At 59.7% G+C, this 20,997-nt stretch carries 20 protein-coding genes; 13 read left to right on the forward strand and 7 right to left on the reverse strand.

What is annotated here, in order from left to right; genetic code table 11:
* The first annotated feature begins 19 nt into the window (after positions 1–19).
* The 3 genes from FFS64_RS10665 to FFS64_RS10675 all read left to right on the forward strand — a co-directional run bounded on the left by FFS64_RS10665 (position 20) and on the right by FFS64_RS10675 (position 2,308).
* Positions 20–334 carry a 3-phosphoglycerate kinase gene (locus FFS64_RS10665; protein WP_137805359.1) on the forward strand — a complete coding sequence of 105 codons (315 nt, stop codon included), beginning with the start codon at positions 20–22 and terminating at the stop codon, positions 332–334.
* Between the two features lie 150 nt (positions 335–484).
* Positions 485–1,084, forward strand: a complete 600-nt coding sequence (locus FFS64_RS10670; protein ID WP_137805360.1) for an FMN-dependent NADH-azoreductase — start codon at positions 485–487, stop codon at positions 1,082–1,084.
* A gap of 357 nt (positions 1,085–1,441) precedes the next feature.
* Positions 1,442–2,308, forward strand: coding sequence for a carboxylate/amino acid/amine transporter (locus tag FFS64_RS10675; RefSeq protein WP_137805361.1), 867 nt, complete (start codon positions 1,442–1,444; stop codon positions 2,306–2,308).
* 107 nt (positions 2,309–2,415) lie between these two features.
* Here the strand turns inward: FFS64_RS10675 and FFS64_RS10680 are convergent, their stop codons facing one another.
* A complete protein-coding gene (locus FFS64_RS10680; protein WP_137805362.1) occupies positions 2,416–3,714 on the reverse strand; it encodes a mechanosensitive ion channel family protein in 1,299 nt (432 codons plus the stop codon).
* Positions 3,715–3,905: 191 nt separating this feature from the next.
* Between FFS64_RS10680 and FFS64_RS10685 the strand changes: the two genes are divergently transcribed.
* Together FFS64_RS10685 and arfB are read left to right on the forward strand one after the other, a co-directional pair.
* The gene (locus tag FFS64_RS10685) at positions 3,906–5,246 is read left to right on the forward strand and encodes a DEAD/DEAH box helicase (RefSeq protein ID WP_095195744.1); all 1,341 of its coding nucleotides are present in this window, start codon (positions 3,906–3,908) and stop codon (positions 5,244–5,246) included.
* Positions 5,247–5,333: 87 nt separating this feature from the next.
* Positions 5,334–5,747 (forward strand): alternative ribosome rescue aminoacyl-tRNA hydrolase ArfB, encoded by a 414-nt coding sequence (arfB, locus tag FFS64_RS10690; RefSeq protein ID WP_137805363.1) that lies wholly within the window; start codon positions 5,334–5,336, stop codon positions 5,745–5,747.
* Here arfB and FFS64_RS10695 read toward each other — a convergent pair.
* The 6 genes from FFS64_RS10695 to phhA form a co-directional block, all read right to left on the reverse strand.
* The gene (locus FFS64_RS10695) at positions 5,744–6,943 is read right to left on the reverse strand and encodes an MFS transporter (RefSeq protein WP_137805364.1); all 1,200 of its coding nucleotides are present in this window, start codon (positions 6,941–6,943) and stop codon (positions 5,744–5,746) included. The genes arfB and FFS64_RS10695 overlap by 4 nt on opposite strands.
* 104 nt (positions 6,944–7,047) lie before the next feature.
* Positions 7,048–7,230, reverse strand: coding sequence for a hypothetical protein (locus tag FFS64_RS10700; RefSeq protein ID WP_137805365.1), 183 nt, complete (start codon positions 7,228–7,230; stop codon positions 7,048–7,050).
* Between the two features lie 74 nt (positions 7,231–7,304).
* Positions 7,305–7,436 (reverse strand): hypothetical protein, encoded by a 132-nt coding sequence (locus tag FFS64_RS31670; RefSeq protein WP_256590294.1) that lies wholly within the window; start codon positions 7,434–7,436, stop codon positions 7,305–7,307.
* A gap of 275 nt (positions 7,437–7,711) precedes the next feature.
* Complete coding sequence (locus FFS64_RS10705; protein ID WP_137805366.1) at positions 7,712–8,905, reverse strand: amino acid aminotransferase; 1,194 nt, start codon at positions 8,903–8,905, stop codon at positions 7,712–7,714.
* Positions 8,905–9,261: a 4a-hydroxytetrahydrobiopterin dehydratase gene (locus FFS64_RS10710; protein WP_007975310.1), complete on the reverse strand. Its 357-nt coding sequence runs from the start codon at positions 9,259–9,261 to the stop codon at positions 8,905–8,907. The genes FFS64_RS10705 and FFS64_RS10710 overlap by 1 nt, the downstream gene beginning before the upstream one ends.
* Before the next feature lie 104 nt (positions 9,262–9,365).
* Positions 9,366–10,157, reverse strand: a complete 792-nt coding sequence (gene phhA, locus FFS64_RS10715; protein ID WP_095195739.1) for a phenylalanine 4-monooxygenase — start codon at positions 10,155–10,157, stop codon at positions 9,366–9,368.
* A 371-nt stretch (positions 10,158–10,528) separates the two neighbouring features.
* Here phhA and FFS64_RS10720 point away from each other — a divergent pair, with 371 nt between their 5' ends.
* From FFS64_RS10720 to FFS64_RS10755, 8 genes are all read left to right on the forward strand, one after another.
* Complete coding sequence (locus FFS64_RS10720) at positions 10,529–12,088, forward strand: sigma-54-dependent transcriptional regulator (RefSeq protein WP_137805367.1); 1,560 nt, start codon at positions 10,529–10,531, stop codon at positions 12,086–12,088.
* Between the two features lie 267 nt (positions 12,089–12,355).
* Positions 12,356–13,096, forward strand: coding sequence for a flagellar basal body rod protein FlgF (locus FFS64_RS10725; protein WP_096509530.1), 741 nt, complete (start codon positions 12,356–12,358; stop codon positions 13,094–13,096).
* A 45-nt stretch (positions 13,097–13,141) separates the two neighbouring features.
* Entirely contained in the window at positions 13,142–13,927 is a 786-nt protein-coding gene (gene flgG / locus FFS64_RS10730; protein WP_008055493.1) for a flagellar basal-body rod protein FlgG, read from the forward strand.
* A gap of 52 nt (positions 13,928–13,979) precedes the next feature.
* A complete protein-coding gene (gene flgH, locus FFS64_RS10735; protein WP_095195736.1) occupies positions 13,980–14,675 on the forward strand; it encodes a flagellar basal body L-ring protein FlgH in 696 nt (231 codons plus the stop codon).
* Between the two features lie 27 nt (positions 14,676–14,702).
* Positions 14,703–15,791, forward strand: coding sequence for a flagellar basal body P-ring protein FlgI (locus FFS64_RS10740; RefSeq protein ID WP_137805482.1), 1,089 nt, complete (start codon positions 14,703–14,705; stop codon positions 15,789–15,791).
* A gap of 11 nt (positions 15,792–15,802) precedes the next feature.
* Complete coding sequence (gene flgJ, locus FFS64_RS10745; protein ID WP_137805368.1) at positions 15,803–17,095, forward strand: flagellar assembly peptidoglycan hydrolase FlgJ; 1,293 nt, start codon at positions 15,803–15,805, stop codon at positions 17,093–17,095.
* A 23-nt stretch (positions 17,096–17,118) separates the two neighbouring features.
* On the forward strand, positions 17,119–19,131 hold the full coding sequence (gene flgK, locus FFS64_RS10750; protein ID WP_137805369.1) for a flagellar hook-associated protein FlgK: 2,013 nt from the start codon (positions 17,119–17,121) through the stop codon (positions 19,129–19,131).
* 13 nt (positions 19,132–19,144) lie between these two features.
* Positions 19,145–20,737 carry a flagellar hook-associated protein 3 gene (locus tag FFS64_RS10755; RefSeq protein ID WP_137805370.1) on the forward strand — a complete coding sequence of 531 codons (1,593 nt, stop codon included), beginning with the start codon at positions 19,145–19,147 and terminating at the stop codon, positions 20,735–20,737.
* Positions 20,738–20,997: the final 260 nt, after the last annotated feature.

Consider the following 20,997-nt stretch of genomic DNA (forward strand, 5'->3'; position numbering starts at 1 on the left):
TCTTATTGGAGACTGCTGAATGAAAAAAATCGTTTGTGTCCTGCTGGCGATGTTGCCGCTGACTGCGTTTGCTTATCCGATCGATGTACAAAAAGAACTCAACGGGCTGAAGATCGACTACACCACCTACGCCTCCGATTACGATCTGGGCTCGATCACCCTGAACAACTACGGTGATACCGCTGCCGAGTGCGCAGTGGTCTTTCGCAATGGCCCGGAGTCGCCCAAGACCCGCAGGGTCAATCTGGATGCCGGCAAAAGCACTGACCTTTCAGCCAAGTTCAATCGCAAAATCATCAAGCTGTACATCAGCATGACCTGCAAGCCGAAATGACCCCCAGCGGAGCAGGCCCATCGGCCATGCTCCGCTTATAAACGAATTTATTGATCGGTTATAGCAGTTATTTGCGCTTTTTTATCGATTTAGTCCTGTTTAACCTTCACTCCATCGACTTACAGCATTCTCAGATGGAGCCTACATCCCATGTCCCGCATTCTGATCATCGAAAGCAGTGCCCGCCAGCAAGACTCGGTTTCCCGTCAACTGACCCAGACCTTCATCAACCAATGGAAAGCCGCGCACCCGAACGATCAGATCACCGTTCGTGACCTGGCCGTCAACCCGGTGCCACACCTGGACATCAACCTGCTGGGCGGCTGGATGAAACCCGCCGATCAGCGTAGCGACCTCGAACAGCTGTCCCTGGAACGCTCCAACCAATTGACCGACGAATTGCTGGCCGCCGACGTGCTGGTGATGGCCGCGCCCATGTACAACTTCGCCATTCCGAGCACCCTCAAAGCCTGGCTTGACCATGTGCTGCGTGCCGGCGTGACCTTCAAGTACACCGAAACCGGTCCCCAGGGTTTGCTCAGCGGCAAGCGTGCCTACGTCCTGACCGCTCGCGGCGGCATCCACGCCGGCGCCCCGTCGGATCACCAGGAACCGTACCTGCGTCAGGTCATGGGTTTCATCGGCATCCACGACGTCACGTTCATTCACGCCGAAGGCATGAACCTGGGCGGCGGCTTCCAGGAGAAAGGCCTGAACCAGGCGAACGCCCGGCTTTCGCAAGTCGCCTGACCGGTTAATCGCCAGATAATCGCTGGATGGTCTAGTGACCTGGCGCAACCCTTCAAGCCTGTACGCGCATCGAACCTCCCTTTGCACTTATTGCTCCTGAGTGCCGTAGCCCGATTGAACGCATTTGCGAGATCGGGCTTTTTTTTGCCCGGGATTTCAAGTGTGGGCACAAACCCTGTGGGAGCGGGCTTGCCCGTGATGGCGATATGCCTGGCAGCATTGAAGTCGATTGAGACACTGCTATCGCGGTCAAGTCGAATCGTCGCACCGCCGCTCCCACAGGGTTTTGCGGTGACTGAAGGTTCGCGATAAGCGGCAAAACCCGTTATCTTCGCCGCCATTCGAAACGAGGCGAGCATGGGCTATCTACTTTTTGTCACGCTGATCCAGGCGTTTTCCTTCAGTTTGATCGGCGAGTACCTGGCCGGTCATGTCGACAGTTACTTCGCGGTGCTGGTGCGTGTATTGCTGGCGGGGCTGGTGTTTATTCCACTGACGCGCTGGCGTTCGGTGGAACCGGCTTTCATGCGTGGCATGTTGCTGATCGGCGCGTTGCAGTTTGGCGTGACTTACGTCTGCCTGTACTTGAGCTTCCGCGTGCTGACGGTCCCGGAAGTCTTGCTTTTCACCATCCTCACACCGTTGCACGTAACCCTGATCGAAGACGCGTTGAACCGCCGGTTCAATCCGTGGGCGTTGATCGCGGCGCTGGTGGCGGTGGCGGGCGCGGCGGTGATTCGCTTCGATCGCATCAACCCGGACTTTTTCATGGGGTTCCTGCTGCTGCAACTGGCCAACTTCACCTATGCCGCCGGACAGGTACTCTATAAACATCTGGTCGCACGGCATCCGAGCGACCTGCCGCATTACCGGCGCTTCGGCTATTTCTACCTAGGTGCGCTGGCGGTGGCGTTGCCGGCGTTCCTGCTGTTCGGCAAACAGAACTTCCTGCCTGAAGCACCTTTGCAATGGGGCGTGCTGCTGTTCCTCGGCCTGGTCTCGACGGCGTTGGGGCTTTATTGGTGGAACAAAGGCGCGTGCCTGGTCAATGGCGGGACGTTGGCGGTGATGAACAACCTGCACGTGCCGGTGGGATTGCTGGTCAATCTGCTGATCTGGAACCAGCATGAAGAGTTGGGGCGGTTGTTGCTGGGCGGGTCGGTGATTTTAATGGCGGTGTGGATCAGCCGGTTGGGTGTTCGCAAATCTTTGGTTGTCACCTGACCCTGTGGGAGCGGGCTTGCCCGCGATGAGGGAGTGCCAGGCAAGTATCTGTTGTTTTACACTCCGCTATCGCGGGCAAGCCCGCTCCCACAGGTGAGATGTGTTGCTTACATGATGTGTTTTTCCGGCTCGGGGATGTGGCTCGCACCCAACACCGCCGGCAATAGCCCGGCCCGTAGATCCGTACCGCTGGGCTGCTGATAGAGACTCAAGCCGAACTCCGGCAGCACCGCCAGCAAGTAATCGAAAATATCCCCCTGGATCCGCTCGTAATCGGCCCACGCCGTGGTGCGGGTGAAACAGTAGATTTCCAGCGGAATGCCCTGGGCCGTGGTCTGCATCTGCCGAACCATGCAGGTCATGTTCGGCTGAACCTCGGGATGGCTTTTCAGATACGCCAGCGCGTAGGCGCGGAATGTGCCGATATTGGTCATCCGTCGACGGTTGGCCGACATGGCCGCGACATTGCCCTGGGCTTCATTCCAGGCCTTGAGTTCGGCCTGCTTGCGGCTGATGTAGTCAGTCAGCAGATGCACCTGGGACAGTTTCTGCTCTTCGTCATCGCGAATGAAGCGCACGCCGCTGGCGTCGATGAACAGGCTGCGCTTGATCCGGCGGCCGCCTGACTGCTGCATGCCGCGCCAGTTCTTGAACGACTCGGACATCAGGCGCCAGGTCGGAATCGAAACGATGGTCTTGTCGAAGTTCTGCACCTTGACCGTGTGCAGGGTGATGTCCACCACATCGCCATCGGCGCCGACCTGCGGCATCTCGATCCAGTCGCCGACCCGCAGCATGTCGTTGCTGGTCAGTTGCACGCTGGCGACAAACGACAGCAAGGTGTCCTTGTAGACCAACAGAATCACTGCCGACATGGCGCCAAGACCCGACAGCAGCAACAGCGGCGAACGGTCGATCAGCGTGGCGACGATGATGATCGCGCCAAACACGTACAAGACCATTTTTGCCAGTTGCACGTAGCCCTTGATCGAGCGGGTGCGGGCGTGTTCGGTGCGGGCATAGATGTCGAGCAAGGCGTTGAGCAGGGCACTGATGGACAGCACCAGAAACAGAATGGTGAAGGCCAGTGCCACGTTGCCGAGAAAAACCATCGCGGTTTTACTCAGCTCCGGTACCAGGTGCAGGCCGAACTGGATCACCAGTGACGGCGTCATTTGTGCCAGGCGCTGGAAGACCTTGTTGTGGCGAAAGTCGTTGATCCAGTGCAGGGCAGGTTGGCGGCCGAGCATTCGGCTGGCATGCAGGATCAGGTAGCGTGCCACTCGTCCGAGTACCAGGGCGATCACCAGCAGCAGTACCAAGGCCAGGCTGGCATGCAGGAGCGGGTGCTGATCGAGGGCGCCCCAAAGGTCTTGGGCGTTGAGCCAGAGCTGTTTGATATCCATGGGGGAAACGATTCTTCTGTAAGACGCGACGGGCAATTAGAGCATTTAAGACGCTTTGTATTACGATTGGGGACAAATCAGGCAACAAAAAAGCCACTGTTTGCGGTCGATTGCATAAAGAAACTCGGCCTTCGCGCTCGAAACCGTTACCCTATGCAGCTGATTTTTTGCATTTCTTCGAGGTAGCACCCGTGTTTTCCGAATTCGCCCTGCACGAACGCCTGCTCAAAGCCGTGGCCGAACTGAAATTTGTCGAGCCAACGCCTGTGCAAGCAGCGGCTATTCCGCTGGCGCTCCAAGGGCGTGACCTGCGGGTGACAGCGCAAACCGGTAGCGGCAAAACCGCTGCCTTCGTGTTGCCGATCCTCAACCGCCTGATCGGCCCGGCCAAGATCCGCGTCAGCATCAAGACCCTGATCCTGCTGCCGACCCGTGAACTGGCCCAGCAGACCCTGAAAGAAGTTGAACGCTTCTCGCAGTTCACCTTCATCAAGTCCGGCCTGATCACCGGCGGCGAAGACTTCAAGGTCCAGGCTGCCATGCTGCGCAAGGTGCCGGACATCCTGATCGGTACGCCGGGCCGGATGATCGAGCAACTGAACGCCGGCAACCTCGACCTCAAGGAAGTCGAAGTGCTGGTACTCGACGAAGCCGACCGCATGCTCGACATGGGGTTCGCCGAAGACGTACAGCGTCTGGTGGATGAGTGCACCAACCGCCAGCAGACCATGCTGTTCTCCGCCACCACCGGTGGTTCGGGCCTGCGCGAGATGGTCGCCAAGGTCCTGAACAACCCTGAACACTTGCAGCTCAACGCGGTCAGCCAGCTGAACGAGACCACCCGTCAGCAAATCATCACCGCTGACCATAACCAGCACAAAGAACAGATCGTCAATTGGCTGCTGGCCAACGAGACTTATCAGAAGGCCATCGTCTTCACCAACACCCGGGCCATGGCCGACCGTATCTACGGCCGCCTGGTGGCACAGGAATACAAGGCGTTCGTCCTGCACGGTGACAAGGACCAGAAGGATCGCAAGCTGGCGATCGACCGTTTGAAGCAGGGCGGGGTGAAGATCCTCGTGGCGACCGACGTTGCCGCTCGCGGCCTGGACGTCGACGGCCTGGACCTGGTGATCAACTTCGACATGCCGCGCAGCGGCGACGAATACGTACACCGTATCGGTCGTACCGGTCGTGCCGGCAATGATGGCCTGGCCATCTCGCTGATCTGCCACGGCGACTGGAACCTGATGTCGAGCATCGAGCGCTACCTCAAGCAGAGCTTCGAGCGCCGTACCATCAAGGAAGTCAAAGGCACCTACGGCGGACCGAAAAAGGTCAAGGCCTCGGGCAAGGCTGTCGGCGTGAAGAAGAAAAAGACCGACGCCAAGGGCGACAAGAAAAAAGTCGCCGCCAAGACCCCGACCAAGCGCAAGAGCGTCAATCGACCGAAGAGCGATTCCCTGGTCAGCAAGGACGGCATGGCCCCGCTCAAGCGCCGTAAGCCAGAGGCCCCGGCTGCTGAATAAGCGCTTTGGCTGAACAAAAAATGCCCGTATCGTCAGATACGGGCATTTTTGTTTAGATGTCACATAGACCTGAGGAAGTGATTTTCCATGCTGGTGATTTCCAACAACGTGCAGATACCGGATGCCGAGATCGAGTTGACCGCCATTCGCGCCCAGGGCGCCGGTGGGCAGAACGTCAACAAGGTCTCCAGCGCCGTGCACTTGCGTTTCGACATACCGGCCTCGTCCTTGCCCGAGTTCTACAAGGAACGGCTGTTGGCGCTGCGCGACAGTCGCATCACCAACGAAGGCGTGTTGATCATCAAGGCCCAGCAATACCGCACCCAGGAACAGAACCGTGTCGATGCGCTGGAGCGTTTGACCGAACTGATCCTGAGCGCCACCAAGGTCGAGAAGAAACGCCGCCCGACCAAACCAACCCTCGGTTCGAAGACCCGCAGGCTTGAATCCAAAAGCAAGCGCGGCAACATCAAGGCCGGGCGCGGCAAGGTGGATTTCTAGCGGGTTTCCCGCGTCTGGCGATGTTTCGGTGCCTGCCGGTACAGGTAAATGCAGAGCATCAAACTGCTGATGGCGGCCAGTGCGGCGAACAGGAAGATCGACGCAAAACCGAACCCCGCCGCCACCGCGCCGGCTAATGGCCCGGTGATCCCCAATGACAAATCAATGAACAGCGAATAAGCGCCGACCGCCGCGCCTCGACTGGAGGCAGGCACCAGGTTCACCGCTTCAACTCCCAGCGCCGGAAACACCAGCGAGAAGCCGAAACCGCTCAGCGCGGCACCCGCCAGCGCCCAATGAGCATCCGGTGCCAGCCACAGCAGCAACAGGCCCAGGGTTTCCACCGAGAGGCAGGCAATCGCCACGCGAAAGCCACCCAGGCGATTGATCAGGTTGCCGAATAATAGCCGCGCACCGATGAAGCTGGCGCCGAACAGGCTCAGGCACAGCACCGCGTTATCCCAGTGTTGGGTGGCGTAATACAGGGTGATAAATGTAGCGATGGTGCCGAAACCGATGGAGCCCAACGCCAGGCCGCAGCCGTGGGGCAGCACTCGCCCGAGTACGTGCATGAACGGCAGGCGTTCACCGGCCACGATCGATGCGGCGGTTTTCGGCCAGGCCAGTACCAGGCCAAAAGCCGCGAGCAACACAATACTCACGCCCATGCTCCACAACCCCAACTGACTGACCAGCCACACACCCAGCGGCGCACCGACCGCCAGCGCGCCGTAGCTGGCGATGCCGTTCCAGGAGATGACCTTGGCGGTGTTCGCCGCGCCGACCCGGCCGATGCCCCAGCCAATGGAACCGGAGCCCACCAGGCTTTCCGCGCTGCCTAGCACCAGGCGACCGATGAGCAGGCTGATCAGGCTCAGCATCGGCAGGCTTTGGGTCCAGGCCGAAATCAGCATGAACACGCCGCTCAAGCCGCAACCGGCCAAGCCATACATCACCGCCAGTTTGCTGCCCTTGTTGTCGATGATTTTCCCGGCATAGGGACGGCTGAGCAGGGTGGCGAGGTATTGCACGCTGATCACGAGCCCCGCGATCACCGCGCCGAAGCCCAGATCGCTGTGGACGTACCCGGGCAATACCGCCAGGGGAATGCCGATATTCAAGTAGCCGATAAAGGTGAACAGGACGATGGAAACAACTTGCAGCGTGACCGCCAGGGGGCGCTGGTTTTCAGACATGGGTAAAGGTCCACGGAGCAGCAGGATTAGATAGGCTGCTTATGATAACGGTGCTAGCGTTCGTGGGTTGTGAAAAAGTAAAACTATTTGCCGGATGGGGGCCGTCAGGGCTTGGCAGGGGCTACCAGTTGCGTGGTAACCAAAGCGGCCAACGCATTTTCTTCACTGCCGAAACGGGCGAGCAAAGCGGCTTGTTTCTCGGGGGAGAGGCGATTCCAGATCTCGATCATTTTCTCGGCGGTGCCGATCAGAACGCTGGCCTGCTCTTCGCTGAAATTATCTGTCATGGGGGGAGGGCTCGGTTCAGGCAGTGTGGAAAGCGCATGTTAGCGCTTTCCACACGGTCTGTACGGCGGGTGTTTCAGTCTTCGCTGTCAGCCTGGCGGCTGCCAGTGGCTTCTTTGGGCTCGGGCTGTTGGGCACCGGCTTGTTGCGTGGTCGTCTGCTCAGGTTCGTGCAGGCTTGGGAAGGGGAGATTAGGAATCTCGTGCATAGTCGCGCTCCTCGCTAAGTCTGTTGATAGATCTGGTAGATCCGCGCTTTTAAAAAAGCCTGCGCAGGATACAGCACGAGAAATGACAAACAGACTTTTATATCCATTTGTTTCGACGAATGGGGTTGTACAGACAGGTTAGTGGTGGTGCCTCAAAAACAACTGTGGGAGCGAGCCTGCTCGCGAAGGGGCCATGACAGTCAAGTTTATATTGACTGACACACCGCTTTCGCAAGCAGGCTCGCTCCCACAGGGGGTCTACAGGGTACTGGAGGTTACTTGCAGACCTTGGCGATGGCTTCGGCCAGCAGATCCAGGCGCGTCGCATCAATCCCCGCCACGTTCGCCCGGCCGGTGCCGACCATGTAAACGCTGTGATGCTCACGCAGTTGCTTGACCTGCTCCGGCGTCAACCCGGTGTAGGAAAACATCCCGCGCTGCACACCGATGTGTGCAAAGCGCTCGCGCAATCCGTGAGGCTCCAGTGCTTCCACCAGACCGCTGCGCAGTTGGGCGATCCGCAAGCGCATGGCTTCCACTTCGTCGGCCCAGAGTTGTTTCAATTGCGGATCGCCGAGGATAGTCGCCACCACGGCGGCACCATGATCCGGCGGTGTCGACCACAGGTTGCGGGCGATGTTGGCCAGTTGGCTGCGAATGTCCACCAGTTTGTCCGCGGTTTTCGCGCAGACAATCAGCGCACCGGTGCGGTCGCGGTAGAGGCCGAAGTTCTTCGAGCAGGAACTGGTAATCAGCACTTCCGGCAACTCGGCGGCGAACAGCCGGGTCGACCAGGCGTCCTGTTCCAGGCCATCGCCAAAGCCCTGGTAGGCGAAGTCGATCAGCGGCAGCAGTTCACGCCGACGCACCACCTCCAGCACCCGGCGCCAGTCGTCATGGGACAGATCGAAACCGGTCGGGTTGTGGCAGCAGGCGTGCAGCAACACCACATCGCCCTTGGGCGCTTCATTGAGTACTGTGAGCATCGCCTCGATGTCGAGACGGTTGTCGCTGCCCACGTACGGGTAGTGACTGACCTTGACCCCGGCCGTGGCGAAAATGGTTTCGTGGATCGGCCAGGTCGGATTGCTCAGCCACACACCACGGCCCGGCAGACATTGGGCGATAAAGTCCGCACTCAATCGCAACGCACCGGTGCCACCCGGTGTCTGGGTGGCGCCGGCGCGTTTTTCGCTGATCAGCTTTGAGTCGGCGCCGAGTACCAACTCATTGATGGCTTTGCCGAACGCCGGTTCGCCGTGGCCGCCAATGTAGGTCTTGGTGCTTTGACCCTCCACCAGGCGCGCCTCGGCCAGCTTCACCGACTCAAGGATCGGCGTCAGGCCCTGTGCGTCTTTATAGACACCCACGCCAAGGTCGAACTTGCGCGGGTTCGGGTCTTGCGCATAGGCCTCCATCAGGCCGAGGATCGGGTCGCCGGGCACCCGGCCGATGGCGTCGAAATGCATTACTTGCGGCCCTCGGCGTCCTTGGCCACTTCGTCAGTGCGCGCGGCCATGATGAAGTCGTTGCGGTGCAGACCCTTGATCGAGTGGCTCCACCAGGTCACGGTGACTTTGCCCCACTCGGTCAACAGACCCGGGTGATGACCTTCGGCCTCGGAGATTTCGCCAACAGCGTTGGTGAATGCCAAGGCGTGTTTGAAGTTTTTGAACAGGAAGACTTTTTCCAGCTGCATGATGCTGTCGCGTACTTCGATGTTCCAGTCCGGGATCTGCTTGATCAGGATCGGCAGTTCTTCGTCGCTGACTTGTGGGGCATCGGCGCGGCAGGCTTCGCAGTGGGCTTGGTTCAATGTGGACATGATGGATTCCTGAAATCGAATAGATGGAAATCAGCTGTCAGTGTGACCACGCTAAAGCAAAGCGTGGCGTTCTGACAGACTCACTTGATCGTAAAAGCAGCGGTTCAGGCGGCTTTTGGTTTTGGCGGAAATTTCGGCGCGTGCAGACCCATCTGCATGGCTTGCTTGACCATGCCCATGATGTCTTCGTGGGCCAGGTCGAACAGGCGCTTGAGGTTCGGCAAGACGAAATACAGGGGTTGCAGGATGTCGATGCGGTACGGCGTGCGCATGCATTCCAGCGGATCGAACGCTTGATGCTCAGGTTCGTCCGACAGGCAATACACGGTCTCTTTCGGCGAAGACAGGATGCCGCCGCCGTAGATGCGCTGGCCTTGCGGGGTGTCGAGCAGGCCGAACTCGATGGTCATCCAGTACAGACGCGCCAGGTACACACGTTCTTCCTTGGAAGCCTGTAGGCCAAGTTTGCCGTAAGTGTGGGTAAATTCGGCGAACCAAGGGTTGGTCAGCAGCGGGCAGTGGCCAAAGATCTCATGGAAAATGTCCGGCTCTTGCAGGTAATCCAGTTCTTCGCGGGTGCGAATGAACGTGGCCACTGGAAACTGTTTGCTGGCGAGTAATTCAAAAAAGGTCTGGAAAGGGATCAGCGCGGGAACGCGGGCGACCTGCCAACCGGTGGTTTCACCGAGAACCTTATTGATCTCGCCCAGTTGCGGAATGCGGTCGTGGGGCAGACCGAGTTTTTCGATACCGTCCAGGTATTCCTGGCACGCACGCCCTTCGACCACTTTCAGTTGGCGAGTGATCAGCGTGTTCCACACCGCATGCTCTTCGGCGGTGTAGTCGATAAAACCTTGCGCATCGGGCTCGCGAGCCACGTATTGCGTCTGCTTCATGCTGCTCTCCTGCGAGGGGATTCGTTCTTGTTATGTACTGCTATGGACCTAGAAATACTCCATCAATTGCATCGTTGCAGCCAGTGAAGCGCGATCTACGCGGGAAAAATGCGGCAAAAACGTAAAGTTTTCGTTACGTGCGGGGCGTCATCGCGCAGATGTTGAGATTGGCGGGTGGGAAAAGCCCTTCACCTGTCACATAATCTTGACGATTAACTGAGCACCTAATCAGAAAAGTTCGGGCGCTAACACTGTGGGAGCCAGCCTGCTGGCGATAGCGGTGTGACATTCGACATACACAGAGCCTGATGCGACGCCATCGCCAGCAGGCTGGCTCCCACAGGTCAATCATCGTTTATCAGGTCTTTTATATGCGTATCAAAGTCCACTGCCAGAACCGCATCGGCATCCTGCGCGACATTCTCAATCTGTTGGTGGAATACGGCATCAACGTCGCCCGCGGTGAAGTGGGCGGTGAGCACGGCAATGCGATCTACCTTCACTGTCCGAACCTGATCAACATTCAGTTCCAGGCATTGCGTCCGAAATTCGAGGCGATTGCCGGAGTCTTCGGCGTCAAGCGTGTAGGCCTGATGCCCAGCGAGCGTCGGCACATGGAACTCAATGCGTTGCTGGGCGCCCTTGAGTTTCCGGTGCTGTCGATCGACATGGGCGGTTCCATCGTTGCCGCCAACCGGGCGGCGGCGCAGCTGCTGGGTGTGCGCGTCGATGAAGTGCCGGGGATTCCGTTGTCGCGGTATGCCGAAGACTTTGATTTGCCGGAACTGGTGCGCGCCAATAAATCACGGATCAACGGACTGCGGGTCAAGGTCAAGGGTGACGTGTTTCTGGCCGACATCGCGCCGCTGCAATCGGAACATGACGACAGCGAAGCCATGGCCGGTGCCGTGCTGACGCTGCATCGCGCCGACCGGGTTGGGGAACGCATCTACAACGTGCGCAAGCAGGAGTTGCGCGGTTTCGACAGCATCTTTCAGAGCTCGAAAGTGATGGCGGCGGTGGTGCGAGAAGCCCGGCGCATGGCCCCGCTCGACGCGCCACTATTAATAGAAGGGGAAACCGGGACCGGCAAAGAGTTGTTGGCACGCGCCTGCCATTTGGCCAGCCCGCGCGGGCAATCACCGTTGATGGCGCTCAACTGCGCCGGCCTGCCGGAATCCATGGCCGAGACCGAACTGTTCGGCTACGGCCCCGGTGCCTTCGAAGGGGCGCGGGCCGAAGGCAAGCTCGGGCTGCTGGAGCTGACGGCAGGCGGTACGCTGTTTCTCGACGGTGTCGGAGAAATGAGTCCTCGCTTGCAGGTGAAATTGCTGCGCTTCCTGCAGGATGGCTGCTTCCGGCGTGTCGGCAGCGATGAAGAGGTTTATCTTGATGTGCGGGTGATCTGCGCGACCCAGGTCGATCTATCGGAGTTGTGCGCCCGCGGTGAGTTTCGTCAGGACCTGTATCACCGGTTGAATGTGTTGTCGCTGCACATCCCGCCGCTGCGTGAGTGCCTCGACGGTTTGCCGCCGCTGGTGGAACACTTCCTCGACCAGGCCAGCCGACAGATCGGTTGCCCCTTGCCCAAACTGGCCCCGGCGGCCATGGATCGGCTTACTCATTACCATTGGCCGGGCAATGTCCGGCAGTTGGAAAATGTGCTGTTCCAGGCGGTTTCCCTGTGCGACGGCGGGACGGTCAAGGCTGAACACATTCGGTTGCCGGACTATGGCGTGCGTCAGCCGCTGGGTGATTTTTCCCTGGAAGGCGGGCTGGACGAGATTGTCGGGCGCTTTGAGAAAGCGGTGCTGGAGCGGTTGTATTCCGAGCATCCGAGCAGTCGGCAATTGGGTAAGCGGCTGGGGGTTTCCCATACCACCATCGCCAACAAGTTGCGCGAGTATGAGGTCGGGAAGTCTGAGTCTTAGCTGGCACTTGCTGAGTTTGTGCCGACCTCATCGCGGGCAAGCCCGCGATGAGGTCGGCACTGCCAGCACCCAGGACAAGCCTTGCCACCTTCCGGCATGCCACCGCCGGTTTTTCGTCTCTGACACATTCCTCCTAATCCCCTAAAACTCCCTCAAGTCCTTTGTTTGCCGGGCCTCGCGCTGCAAAAAACAAGTTGGTCTGCAAATTGCTTATGGCTCATCAGTACAGCAGTGGGCGGCAAACGTCCGGCAGGCAGAGGATAGATTGTGGACAAGTACCTTTATGTGGCAATGACCGGCGCCAGCCAGAATGCACTGGCGCAAAAGGCTCATGCCAACAACCTGGCGAACATCTCTACCAACGGCTTCCAGAAAGACCTGGAGCAGGCGCGCTCGATGCCGGTGTTCGGTGACAGCTTTCCGGCGCGTGCCTTTGCGATGTCCGAACGCCCGGCCACCGACTTCTCTCCGGGCGCTTTGGTGGAAACCGGCCGCGACCTCGATGTCGCCGTGCAAGGCAACGGCTGGCTGGCGGTGCAGAACCCTGACGGCGGTGAAAGCTACGTGCGCACCGGCAGCCTGGTGGTTGATGCCCTGGGTGTGTTGCGCGCCGGCAATGGCATGCCGGTGATTGGCAATGGCGGTCCGATTGCCGTGCCGCCCGAGCAGCAGATCGAAGTGGGCGAGGACGGCACCATCAGCATTCGTGCGATGGGTGAAGGTCCCCGCGTCATGGCGGAAGTCGACCGCATCAAGCTGGTCAACCCGGACATCAAGAACATGACCAAGGGCCTGGACGGTTCGATCCACACCAAGGACGGCAAGCCGGCGCAAGCCGATGCCAACGTCAAACTGGTGTCCGGTTTCCTTGAGTCGAGCAACGTCAATGCCGTGGACGAGATGACCTCGGTGCTGGCCTTGTCCAAGCAGTTCGAGCTGCACATCAAGATGATGAACACCGCCAAAGAAGACGACCAGGCCATGGCTCGGGTCTTGCAGATCAGCTAATTATCAGAACGTCGCGCCGTAAAACAGGCGCACGAGGAGAATCGAATGCTTCCGGCTCTATGGGTTGCCAAAACCGGTCTGTCCGCCCAGGACACCAACCTGACCACCATTTCCAACAACCTGGCCAACGTGTCGACCACGGGTTTCAAACGTGACCGCGCCGAGTTCCAGGACCTGCTCTACCAGATCAAGCGTCAGCCAGGCGCCCAGTCAACCCAGGACAGCGAACTGCCGTCGGGTCTGCAACTGGGTACCGGTGTGCGCATCGTCGGCACCCAGAAAAACTTCAACGCCGGCAGCCTGCAAACCACCGAGCAGCCGCTGGACATGGCCATCGACGGTCGCGGTTTCTTCCAGATCCTGCAACCGGACGGCACCACGTCCTACACCCGTGACGGTACGTTCCACCTGGACTCCAACGGCCAGATCGTCAACGCCAGCGGCTTCGCCCTGGAACCGGCAATTGTCATTCCGAACGACGCTCAGACCTTCACCGTGGGTAAAGACGGCACCGTGTCCATCACCGTGGCCGGCAACCCGGCTTCCCAGGTGATCGGCAACCTGCAAACCGCCGACTTCATCAACCCGGCCGGCTTGCAAGCGGTGGGTAACAACCTGTTCCTGGAAACCGCTGCCAGTGGTGCGCCACAAGTCGGCACACCGGGCCTGGCCGGTTTCGGTACCACGCTGCAGAACACCCTGGAAACCTCCAACGTCAGCACCGTTGAGGAGATGGTCAACATGATCACCACCCAGCGCGCCTACGAGATGAACTCCAAGGTGATCTCCACCGCCGACCAGATGCTCTCGTTCGTAACGCAGAATCTGTAATCAAGTCTATGAGGCGGCCATGAGGTCGCCTGCAACACCGTGAGGTAGGGTCATGAAACGCTTCGTCTCTGTTCTGGCACTGAGTGGGATCACCGCGCTCGCAGGCTGCGTGCCTGTGACGCCCAAGCCCAATGACCCTTACTACGCCCCGGTGTTGCCGCGCACGCCGCTGCCGGCTGCGGCGAACAACGGCTCTATCTATCAGGCCGGGTTCGAACAGAATCTCTACACCGACCGCAAGGCGTTCCGGGTCGGTGACATCATCACCATCACCCTGAACGAGAAGACCCAGGCCAGCAAAAACGCCAACTCGCAAATCGACAAGACCAGCAAGACCGGCATCGGCCTGACCTCGCTGTTCGGTAGCAGCGCCACCACCAACAACCCGTTCGGTAGCAACGACCTGAGCCTGAGTGCCAGCTATGAAGGCGACCGCGCGACCAAGGGTGACAGCAAGGCCGGGCAGGGCAACAGCCTGACCGGTTCGATCACCGTGACCGTCGCCGATGTCTTGCCCAACGGCATCATCGCCGTGCGCGGCGAAAAGTGGCTGACGCTCAATACCGGTGATGAGCTGGTACGGATTGCCGGCCTGGTTCGCGCCGATGACATCGCCACCGACAACACTGTGTCGTCGACCCGCGTCGCCGATGCACGCATCACCTATTCGGGCACCGGTTCGTTTGCCGATGCGAGTCAGCCAGGCTGGTTCGACCGTTTCTTCCTCAGCCCGCTGTTCCCTTTCTAGGTGGCTACGTTGAATTTCAAAAGCCTCATGATGGCCGCTGTTTTGTTGTCCGTGGCCTTCAACGTTCAAGCCGAGCGCCTGAAGGACATCGCCAGCATTTCCGGCGTGCGTTCCAACCAATTGATCGGTTACGGCCTGGTGGTCGGGCTTAACGGCACCGGCGACCAGACGACCCAGACGCCATTCACCCTGCAGACCTTCAACAACATGCTCTCGCAGTTCGGCATCAAGGTGCCGCCGGGTTCGGGCAACGTGCAGTTGAAGAACGTCGCAGCGGTGTCGATCAGTGCCGATCTGCCGCCGTTCGCCAAGCCGGGGCAGCAGGTCGACATTACCGTTTCGTCCATCGGTAACTCCAAGAGCCTGCGCGGCGGTACGTTGTTGTTGACGCCGCTCAAGGGTATCGACGGCAACGTCTACGCCGTGGCTCAGGGCAACCTGGTGGTCGGTGGGTTTGATGCCGAAGGTCGCGACGGTTCGAAGATCACTGTCAACGTTCCGTCGGCCGGTCGCATCCCTGGCGGTGCGTCGGTCGAGCGGGCGGTGCCGAGCGGTTTCAACCAGGGCAACAGCCTGACCCTGAACCTCAACCGTTCCGACTTCACCACGGCCAAGCGCATCGTCGACAAGATCAACGACATGCTCGGCCCTGGCGTGGCCCAGGCCATCGACGGCGGTTCGATTCGCGTCACCGCGCCACTGGATCCGAGCCAGCGTGTCGACTACCTGTCGATCCTCGAGAACCTCGAAATCGATCCGGGCCAGGCGGTGGCGAAAGTCATCATCAACTCCCGTACCGGCACCATCGTGATCGGGCAGAATGTCAAGGTTTCCCCGGCCGCCGTCACTCACGGCAGCCTGACGGTGACCATCACCGAAGACCCGATCGTCAGCCAGCCCGGCCCGTTGTCCAATGGTCAGACGGCAGTCGTGCCGCGCTCGCGGGTCAATGCCGAGCAGGAAGCCAAACCGATGTTCAAGTTCGGCCCGGGCACCACCCTCGACGAAATCGTGCGTGCGGTGAACCAGGTCGGCGCGGCGCCGGGTGACTTGATGGCCATCCTCGAAGCACTGAAACAGGCCGGCGCCTTGCAAGCCGACCTGATTGTGATCTGAGGACGGCGACCATGGACATGTACAAGAGCGGTCGTGTGAGCAGCAGTGATTCGGGTGCGTTTTCCGACCTGAATCGTCTGAATCAGCTCAAGGTCGGCGACAAGAACAGTGACGCGAACATGCGCAAGGTCGCGCAGGAATTCGAATCGCTGTTCCTCGGCGAGATGCTCAAGTCCATGCGCTCGGCCACCGAAGCGCTGGGCAAGGACAATCCGATGAACACCGCGGAGGCCAAGCAATACCAGGAAATGTACGACCAGCAGCTGGCCGTTTCCATGTCCCGTGAGGGTGGTGGTATCGGGTTGGCGGACGTGCTGATGCGCCAGATGTCGAAGAACAAACCGCTGGCGCCGGGTGAAGCGGCAACGTTGTCCGCTGCCAAGCAAGAGGCCGCCAAGGCCGCCGCGCAAACGCCGGTGGCCGCCGGTACGGTGGCGATTAACGGGCCGCTGTCGCGGGTCAATGGCGAGCGTCCGTTGTGGGCTTCGCGTTCGGTCAGTGCGCCGAGCGGCGAGGGCGCGCATCGCAATGACATGGCACTGATCAATCAGCGTCGCCTGGCTTTGCCGCCGAAACTGGCCGATCGCTTGCTGGCAGGCCTGGTGCCTTCCGCCACGACGACTGCCGCAGCGACCGTCGCAACAGCCAACAAGACGCAGTTGCCAGAGCGCGCCACGCCTACCGGTGCAGGTCCGCTGTTCAATGGCGACTGGCTGGCGAATGCACAAACCTCTGCCAACGGCGGCCTGCAGATTCATGGGCGCGCCATCGCCCAGATTCCTTTGGCGCCGGCGAAGAAAGCCTTCAGCTCCGCCGACGCATTCGTCAGCACCATGCTGCCGATGGCCAAAGAGGCCGCCGACCGCATCGGCGTCGATCCGCGTTATCTGGTGGCCCAGGCGGCCCTGGAAACCGGTTGGGGCAAATCGGTCATGCGTGCCCAGGATGGCAGCAGCAGTCACAACCTGTTCGGCATCAAGACCGGCAGCAGCTGGAAGGGCGATTCCGCGCGGGCGATCACCAGCGAGTTCAGGAATGGCGAGATGGTCAAGGAGACGGCCGAGTTCCGTTCCTACGCCTCTTACAAAGACAGCTTCCACGACCTTGTGACGTTGTTGCAATCCAACAATCGCTATCAAGATGTCGTGAAGTCGGCCGATAACCCGGAACAGTTTGTACGTGAGCTGCAAAAGGCCGGTTACGCAACCGACCCGAACTACGCAAGCAAGATTTCGCAGATAGCCCGGCAAATGACGAGCTACCAGAACTACGCCGCGGCGGGCGCTTCCACGACGCCTCTATAGACACAAGGTATAAGGTCTGAACCATGAGTTTACTCAACATCGGAATGTCGGGTTTGGCCGCTAGCCACGCATCGTTGGTGACTACCGGTAATAACATTTCCAACGTCGATACCGTCGGGTACTCGCGCCAGCAAACTGTACAGAACAGCAAAAGTTCTATTCAGTACGGCAATGTGTTCATCGGCACCGGCACCACGCTGGCCGATGTGCGTCGGGTGTACAACAGCTACCTCGATGCGCAGTTGCAGACCACGACTTCGCTCAACAGTGACGCGCAGGCCTATCTCGGCCAGGCCACCCAGGTCGACAAGCTGCTGTCCGACAGCGGCACCGGCGTGACCAAGTCATTGCAGGCGTTTTTCACGTCCTTGCAAACCCTGGCCGGAAACTCCAATGACAGTGCCGCGCGTCAGGCGTTGCTGACCAATGCCCAGGGCTTGAGCAGCCGCTTCAATGCCATCTCGCAGCAATTGACGCAGCAAAACACCTACATCAACGATCAGTTGGGTTCGATGGCCGACCAGGTCAACAAACTGGCGTCCACCGTTGCTGCGTACAACAAGAAAATCGCCGAAGTCAGCGGTTCGGGCGGCACGCCCAACGAGCTGCTGGATCAGCGCAACGAAACCGTGCGCCAGCTCAACGAGCTGATCGGCACGCAGGTCACCGAAACCGAAGGCCGGCTCGATATCTATCTGGGCAGTGGCCAGCCGCTGGTGGTCGGCGATGTCGTCAATAAACTGCGCGTGGCCCCGGACGCCACCGACCCGACCCGTTCCTCGATCATCATGGACCGTAACGGTTCGTCGGTCGACATCACCAGCGTGATGAGCGGCGGCGAGATGGGCGGCTTGATACGTTATCGCAATGAGGTGCTGACGCCGGCGGTCAATGGCCTGGGGCGCATCGCCATGGTCGTGGCCGATCAGGTCAACAAGCAGTTGGGCCAGGGCCTGGACCAGAACGGCAATTTCGGCGCGGCACTGTTCAATAACATCAACAGCCTGGCAGCCATCAGCCAGCGCAGTATCGCCAGCGCCAACAACAACCCGGCGTCCGGCAACCTGAACGTGACCATCAAGGACACCAGCAAGCTGGCGGCCAGCGATTATCAGGTGACCATCACTGCTACCGGCTACAACGTGCGTCGTTTGTCGGATAACACCGACATGGGCAACTTCGCCTTTGCCACGCCACCTGCCGCTGATCCAGTCATCGACGGCTTCAGTCTGAGCATCAACTCCGGCACGGTGGCTGCGGGCGACACGTTCAAGATTACCCCGACCCGCAGCTCTGCCGCGGACATGGCCACGATCATGACCGACACCAAGACCCTGGCCACGGCGGCGCCGCTGACGTCTACCAAGGCTTCGGGCAATGACGGCACCGGTGCTGTCAGTCAGCCGACCCTCAGCACCATTCTGGATATCTACGATCCTGTCCAGCGTCTTGAAGTGCAAACGGCAGTCAAGGCTTCGATGCCGGTTCGCATGCTGATGACCAGCGCCACTGCCTATGAAGTATTCGATGCCAAAGGCACCAGCCTTGGTACGGGCAGCATCGTGCCTGGCCAGAACAACGATCTGAATATTGCGGTGCCTTACACCGATGCCGGCGGCAACGCCAAGACCTTCAATGTGGCGATGACTGTCAGCGGCAGCCCGGCGGCGGGAGACAGCTTCAACATCGGCATGACGTCGGCCAGCAGTACCGACAACCGCAACGCCCAGGCACTGCTCGGGTTGCAATCGAAGGCCACGGTCGGCGCCAGTGCCACCAGCCCGGGCGTGAGTTTTACCGACGCGTACGGTGGCCTGGTCACGACCGTGGGTTCCTTGACCAAGCAGGGGCAGCTGGATGCCACGGCCACGGACACCATCATGACCGGTGCACGAAACGCCCGTGACTCGCTGTCGGGTGTCGACCTCGATGAAGAGGCGGGCAACCTGACCAAGTACCAGCAGTACTACACGGCCTCTTCGCAGATCATCAAGACTGCGCAGGAAATTTTCAGCACTCTGATCAATGCCCTTTAAGGAGCCGTAGAACATGCGCATTTCTACAGCACAGTATTACGCGACCACGGCTGCCAACTATTCTCGCAACCTCAACAATGTGATGAAGACTGCCGAGCAGGCCAGCAGTAACCTTAAGCTCACGACAGCCGCGGATGATCCGGTCGGAGCCGCACGGCTGCTGCAACTTGAGCAGCAAAAAGCCATGCTGGGCCAGTACACCTCCAACATCAACGCGTTGAACACGGCTCAGGCGCAGGAAGAAAGCGTGCTGGACAGCATCAACAACGTGCTGCAGAAAGTCAGCGAGCTGGCAGTGCGCGCCGGTGGCGGTTCGTTGAACGACGATGACCGTAAATCCATTGCGGCAGAGCTCAAGCAGTCCGAAGAGCAATTGCTGACCTTGATGAACAGCAAGGACGCCAACGGCAAGTACATCTTTTCCGGTGCCAGCAACAACACCCAGCCTTTTGTGCGCAACAGCGACGGCACCTACAGTTATCAGGGGGACCAGACCCAACTGGAGTTGAAGATCGGTGACTCGATGTCGCTGGGCCTGAACGATACCGGTTGGGAGGTATTCCAGCAGGCAATCAACGCGGCCCGCAGTTCGACCACCATGACTGCGCCGGCCGTGGATGACGGGCGTGTGGCCTTGTCGCCCGGGCTGGTCAACTCCGGTCCGGCCTTTGATGCGAACTTCCGCCAGGGCCAGCCTTACACCCTGTCGTTCACCAGCAGCACCCAGTATGTGATCACTGATGCGCTGGGCAATGACGTGACGGCTGAATCGACGCAGTCTGGCAAGTTCGACCCGAATGCCAAGGGCGGTTCCGATATCAACTTCCGTGGCGTGACGTTCAAGCTGGATATCACCTTCCAGCCGGGCGACAACCCTGCTGACTCCGCCAGTGCCGACGCGGTGATCGCCGGTCACAGCTTCCAGCTGACGGCCAAGCCCGACAGCTTCGTCAGCAACCGTGCCCCGAGCAACACCTCGACGGCGATCATCAGCCAGACGGCGGTGACCAACGCCGCCGACTACCAGAGCTTTTTCCCGGAAGGCGGGGCGGTACTGAAGTTCACCGGTCCCGGTACTTTCGAGCTCTACGCCCGTCCATTGACCAGCGGCAGCACGCCGGTAACCACCGGGGCCGTGGTGGCTGGCGTGGCGACAGCGGCGGGTGTCAGCTTTACCCTCGGTGGCACGCCCCCGACTCCGGCGGCAGGTGATCAGTTCGACATCGCGGTCAATACCCACCAGACCCAGAACGTACTCGACACCATCAGCCAACTGCGTGCGGCGCTCGACACACCGACCCAAGGTAATCCCGCTGCGCAGCGTTTTCTGGAAGACACGGTCGCTTCGTCCATTGCCAACCTGAACAACTCCAAGAACCAGGTCGACCTGGCGCGTGGTGCGATCGGTGCCCGGGGCAATGTGATGGACATGCAGCGCGACCAGAATACGAGTACCGGCTTGATCAACGAATCGACATCGAGTGGTATCAGGGATATCGACCCGGCGGAAGTGCTGACGCGCCTGACACTGCAGCAGACCATGCTGCAGGCCGCGCAACTGGCGTTCGCCAAGGTTTCCCAGTTGAGCCTGTTCAACAAGCTTTGAGTCGGTCTTGACCGCTCGCGGCCAGTCCCTGTCATAGGGGGCTGGCTTTTTTTTGCCTTTTTTTTGAATGAAGTGAAGCAGGGAGGGGCGCGATCCTGGCCACAAAATCAAATAAAGCACCGATCTCTGAGTGACCCGTCAGTCAAAACGCGCATCTTCACTGTATCCTGTCTGCGGGCGGTGAAGGTGGGAGGGTTGTTCAAGGTGATACCTTGAGTCCCGACGTTGCTTCTTCTGGGGGCCTGGCCCCGACTGTAGAC

This window comes from Pseudomonas sp. G(2018) (assembly GCF_005502415.1).
GTDB lineage: Bacteria > Pseudomonadota > Gammaproteobacteria > Pseudomonadales > Pseudomonadaceae > Aquipseudomonas.

Coding starts and splice junctions, on each gene's coding strand:
- FFS64_RS10720 (WP_137805367.1), top strand. CDS start 10,529: ATGCGTATCAAAGTCCACTGCCAGAACCGCATCGGCATCCTGCGCGAC.
- FFS64_RS10740 (WP_137805482.1), top strand. CDS start 14,703: ATGATGGCCGCTGTTTTGTTGTCCGTGGCCTTCAACGTTCAAGCCGAG.
- FFS64_RS10705 (WP_137805366.1), bottom strand. CDS start 8,905: ATGCATTTCGACGCCATCGGCCGGGTGCCCGGCGACCCGATCCTCGGC.
- FFS64_RS10675 (WP_137805361.1), top strand. CDS start 1,442: ATGGGCTATCTACTTTTTGTCACGCTGATCCAGGCGTTTTCCTTCAGT.
- flgH (WP_095195736.1), top strand. CDS start 13,980: ATGAAACGCTTCGTCTCTGTTCTGGCACTGAGTGGGATCACCGCGCTC.
- FFS64_RS10665 (WP_137805359.1), top strand. CDS start 20: ATGAAAAAAATCGTTTGTGTCCTGCTGGCGATGTTGCCGCTGACTGCG.
- flgG (WP_008055493.1), top strand. CDS start 13,142: ATGCTTCCGGCTCTATGGGTTGCCAAAACCGGTCTGTCCGCCCAGGAC.
- FFS64_RS10710 (WP_007975310.1), bottom strand. CDS start 9,261: ATGTCCACATTGAACCAAGCCCACTGCGAAGCCTGCCGCGCCGATGCC.
- phhA (WP_095195739.1), bottom strand. CDS start 10,157: ATGAAGCAGACGCAATACGTGGCTCGCGAGCCCGATGCGCAAGGTTTT.
- FFS64_RS10670 (WP_137805360.1), top strand. CDS start 485: ATGTCCCGCATTCTGATCATCGAAAGCAGTGCCCGCCAGCAAGACTCG.
- flgJ (WP_137805368.1), top strand. CDS start 15,803: ATGGACATGTACAAGAGCGGTCGTGTGAGCAGCAGTGATTCGGGTGCG.
- FFS64_RS10755 (WP_137805370.1), top strand. CDS start 19,145: ATGCGCATTTCTACAGCACAGTATTACGCGACCACGGCTGCCAACTAT.
- FFS64_RS31670 (WP_256590294.1), bottom strand. CDS start 7,436: ATGCACGAGATTCCTAATCTCCCCTTCCCAAGCCTGCACGAACCTGAG.
- arfB (WP_137805363.1), top strand. CDS start 5,334: ATGCTGGTGATTTCCAACAACGTGCAGATACCGGATGCCGAGATCGAG.
- flgK (WP_137805369.1), top strand. CDS start 17,119: ATGAGTTTACTCAACATCGGAATGTCGGGTTTGGCCGCTAGCCACGCA.
- FFS64_RS10680 (WP_137805362.1), bottom strand. CDS start 3,714: ATGGATATCAAACAGCTCTGGCTCAACGCCCAAGACCTTTGGGGCGCC.
- FFS64_RS10700 (WP_137805365.1), bottom strand. CDS start 7,230: ATGACAGATAATTTCAGCGAAGAGCAGGCCAGCGTTCTGATCGGCACC.
- FFS64_RS10695 (WP_137805364.1), bottom strand. CDS start 6,943: ATGTCTGAAAACCAGCGCCCCCTGGCGGTCACGCTGCAAGTTGTTTCC.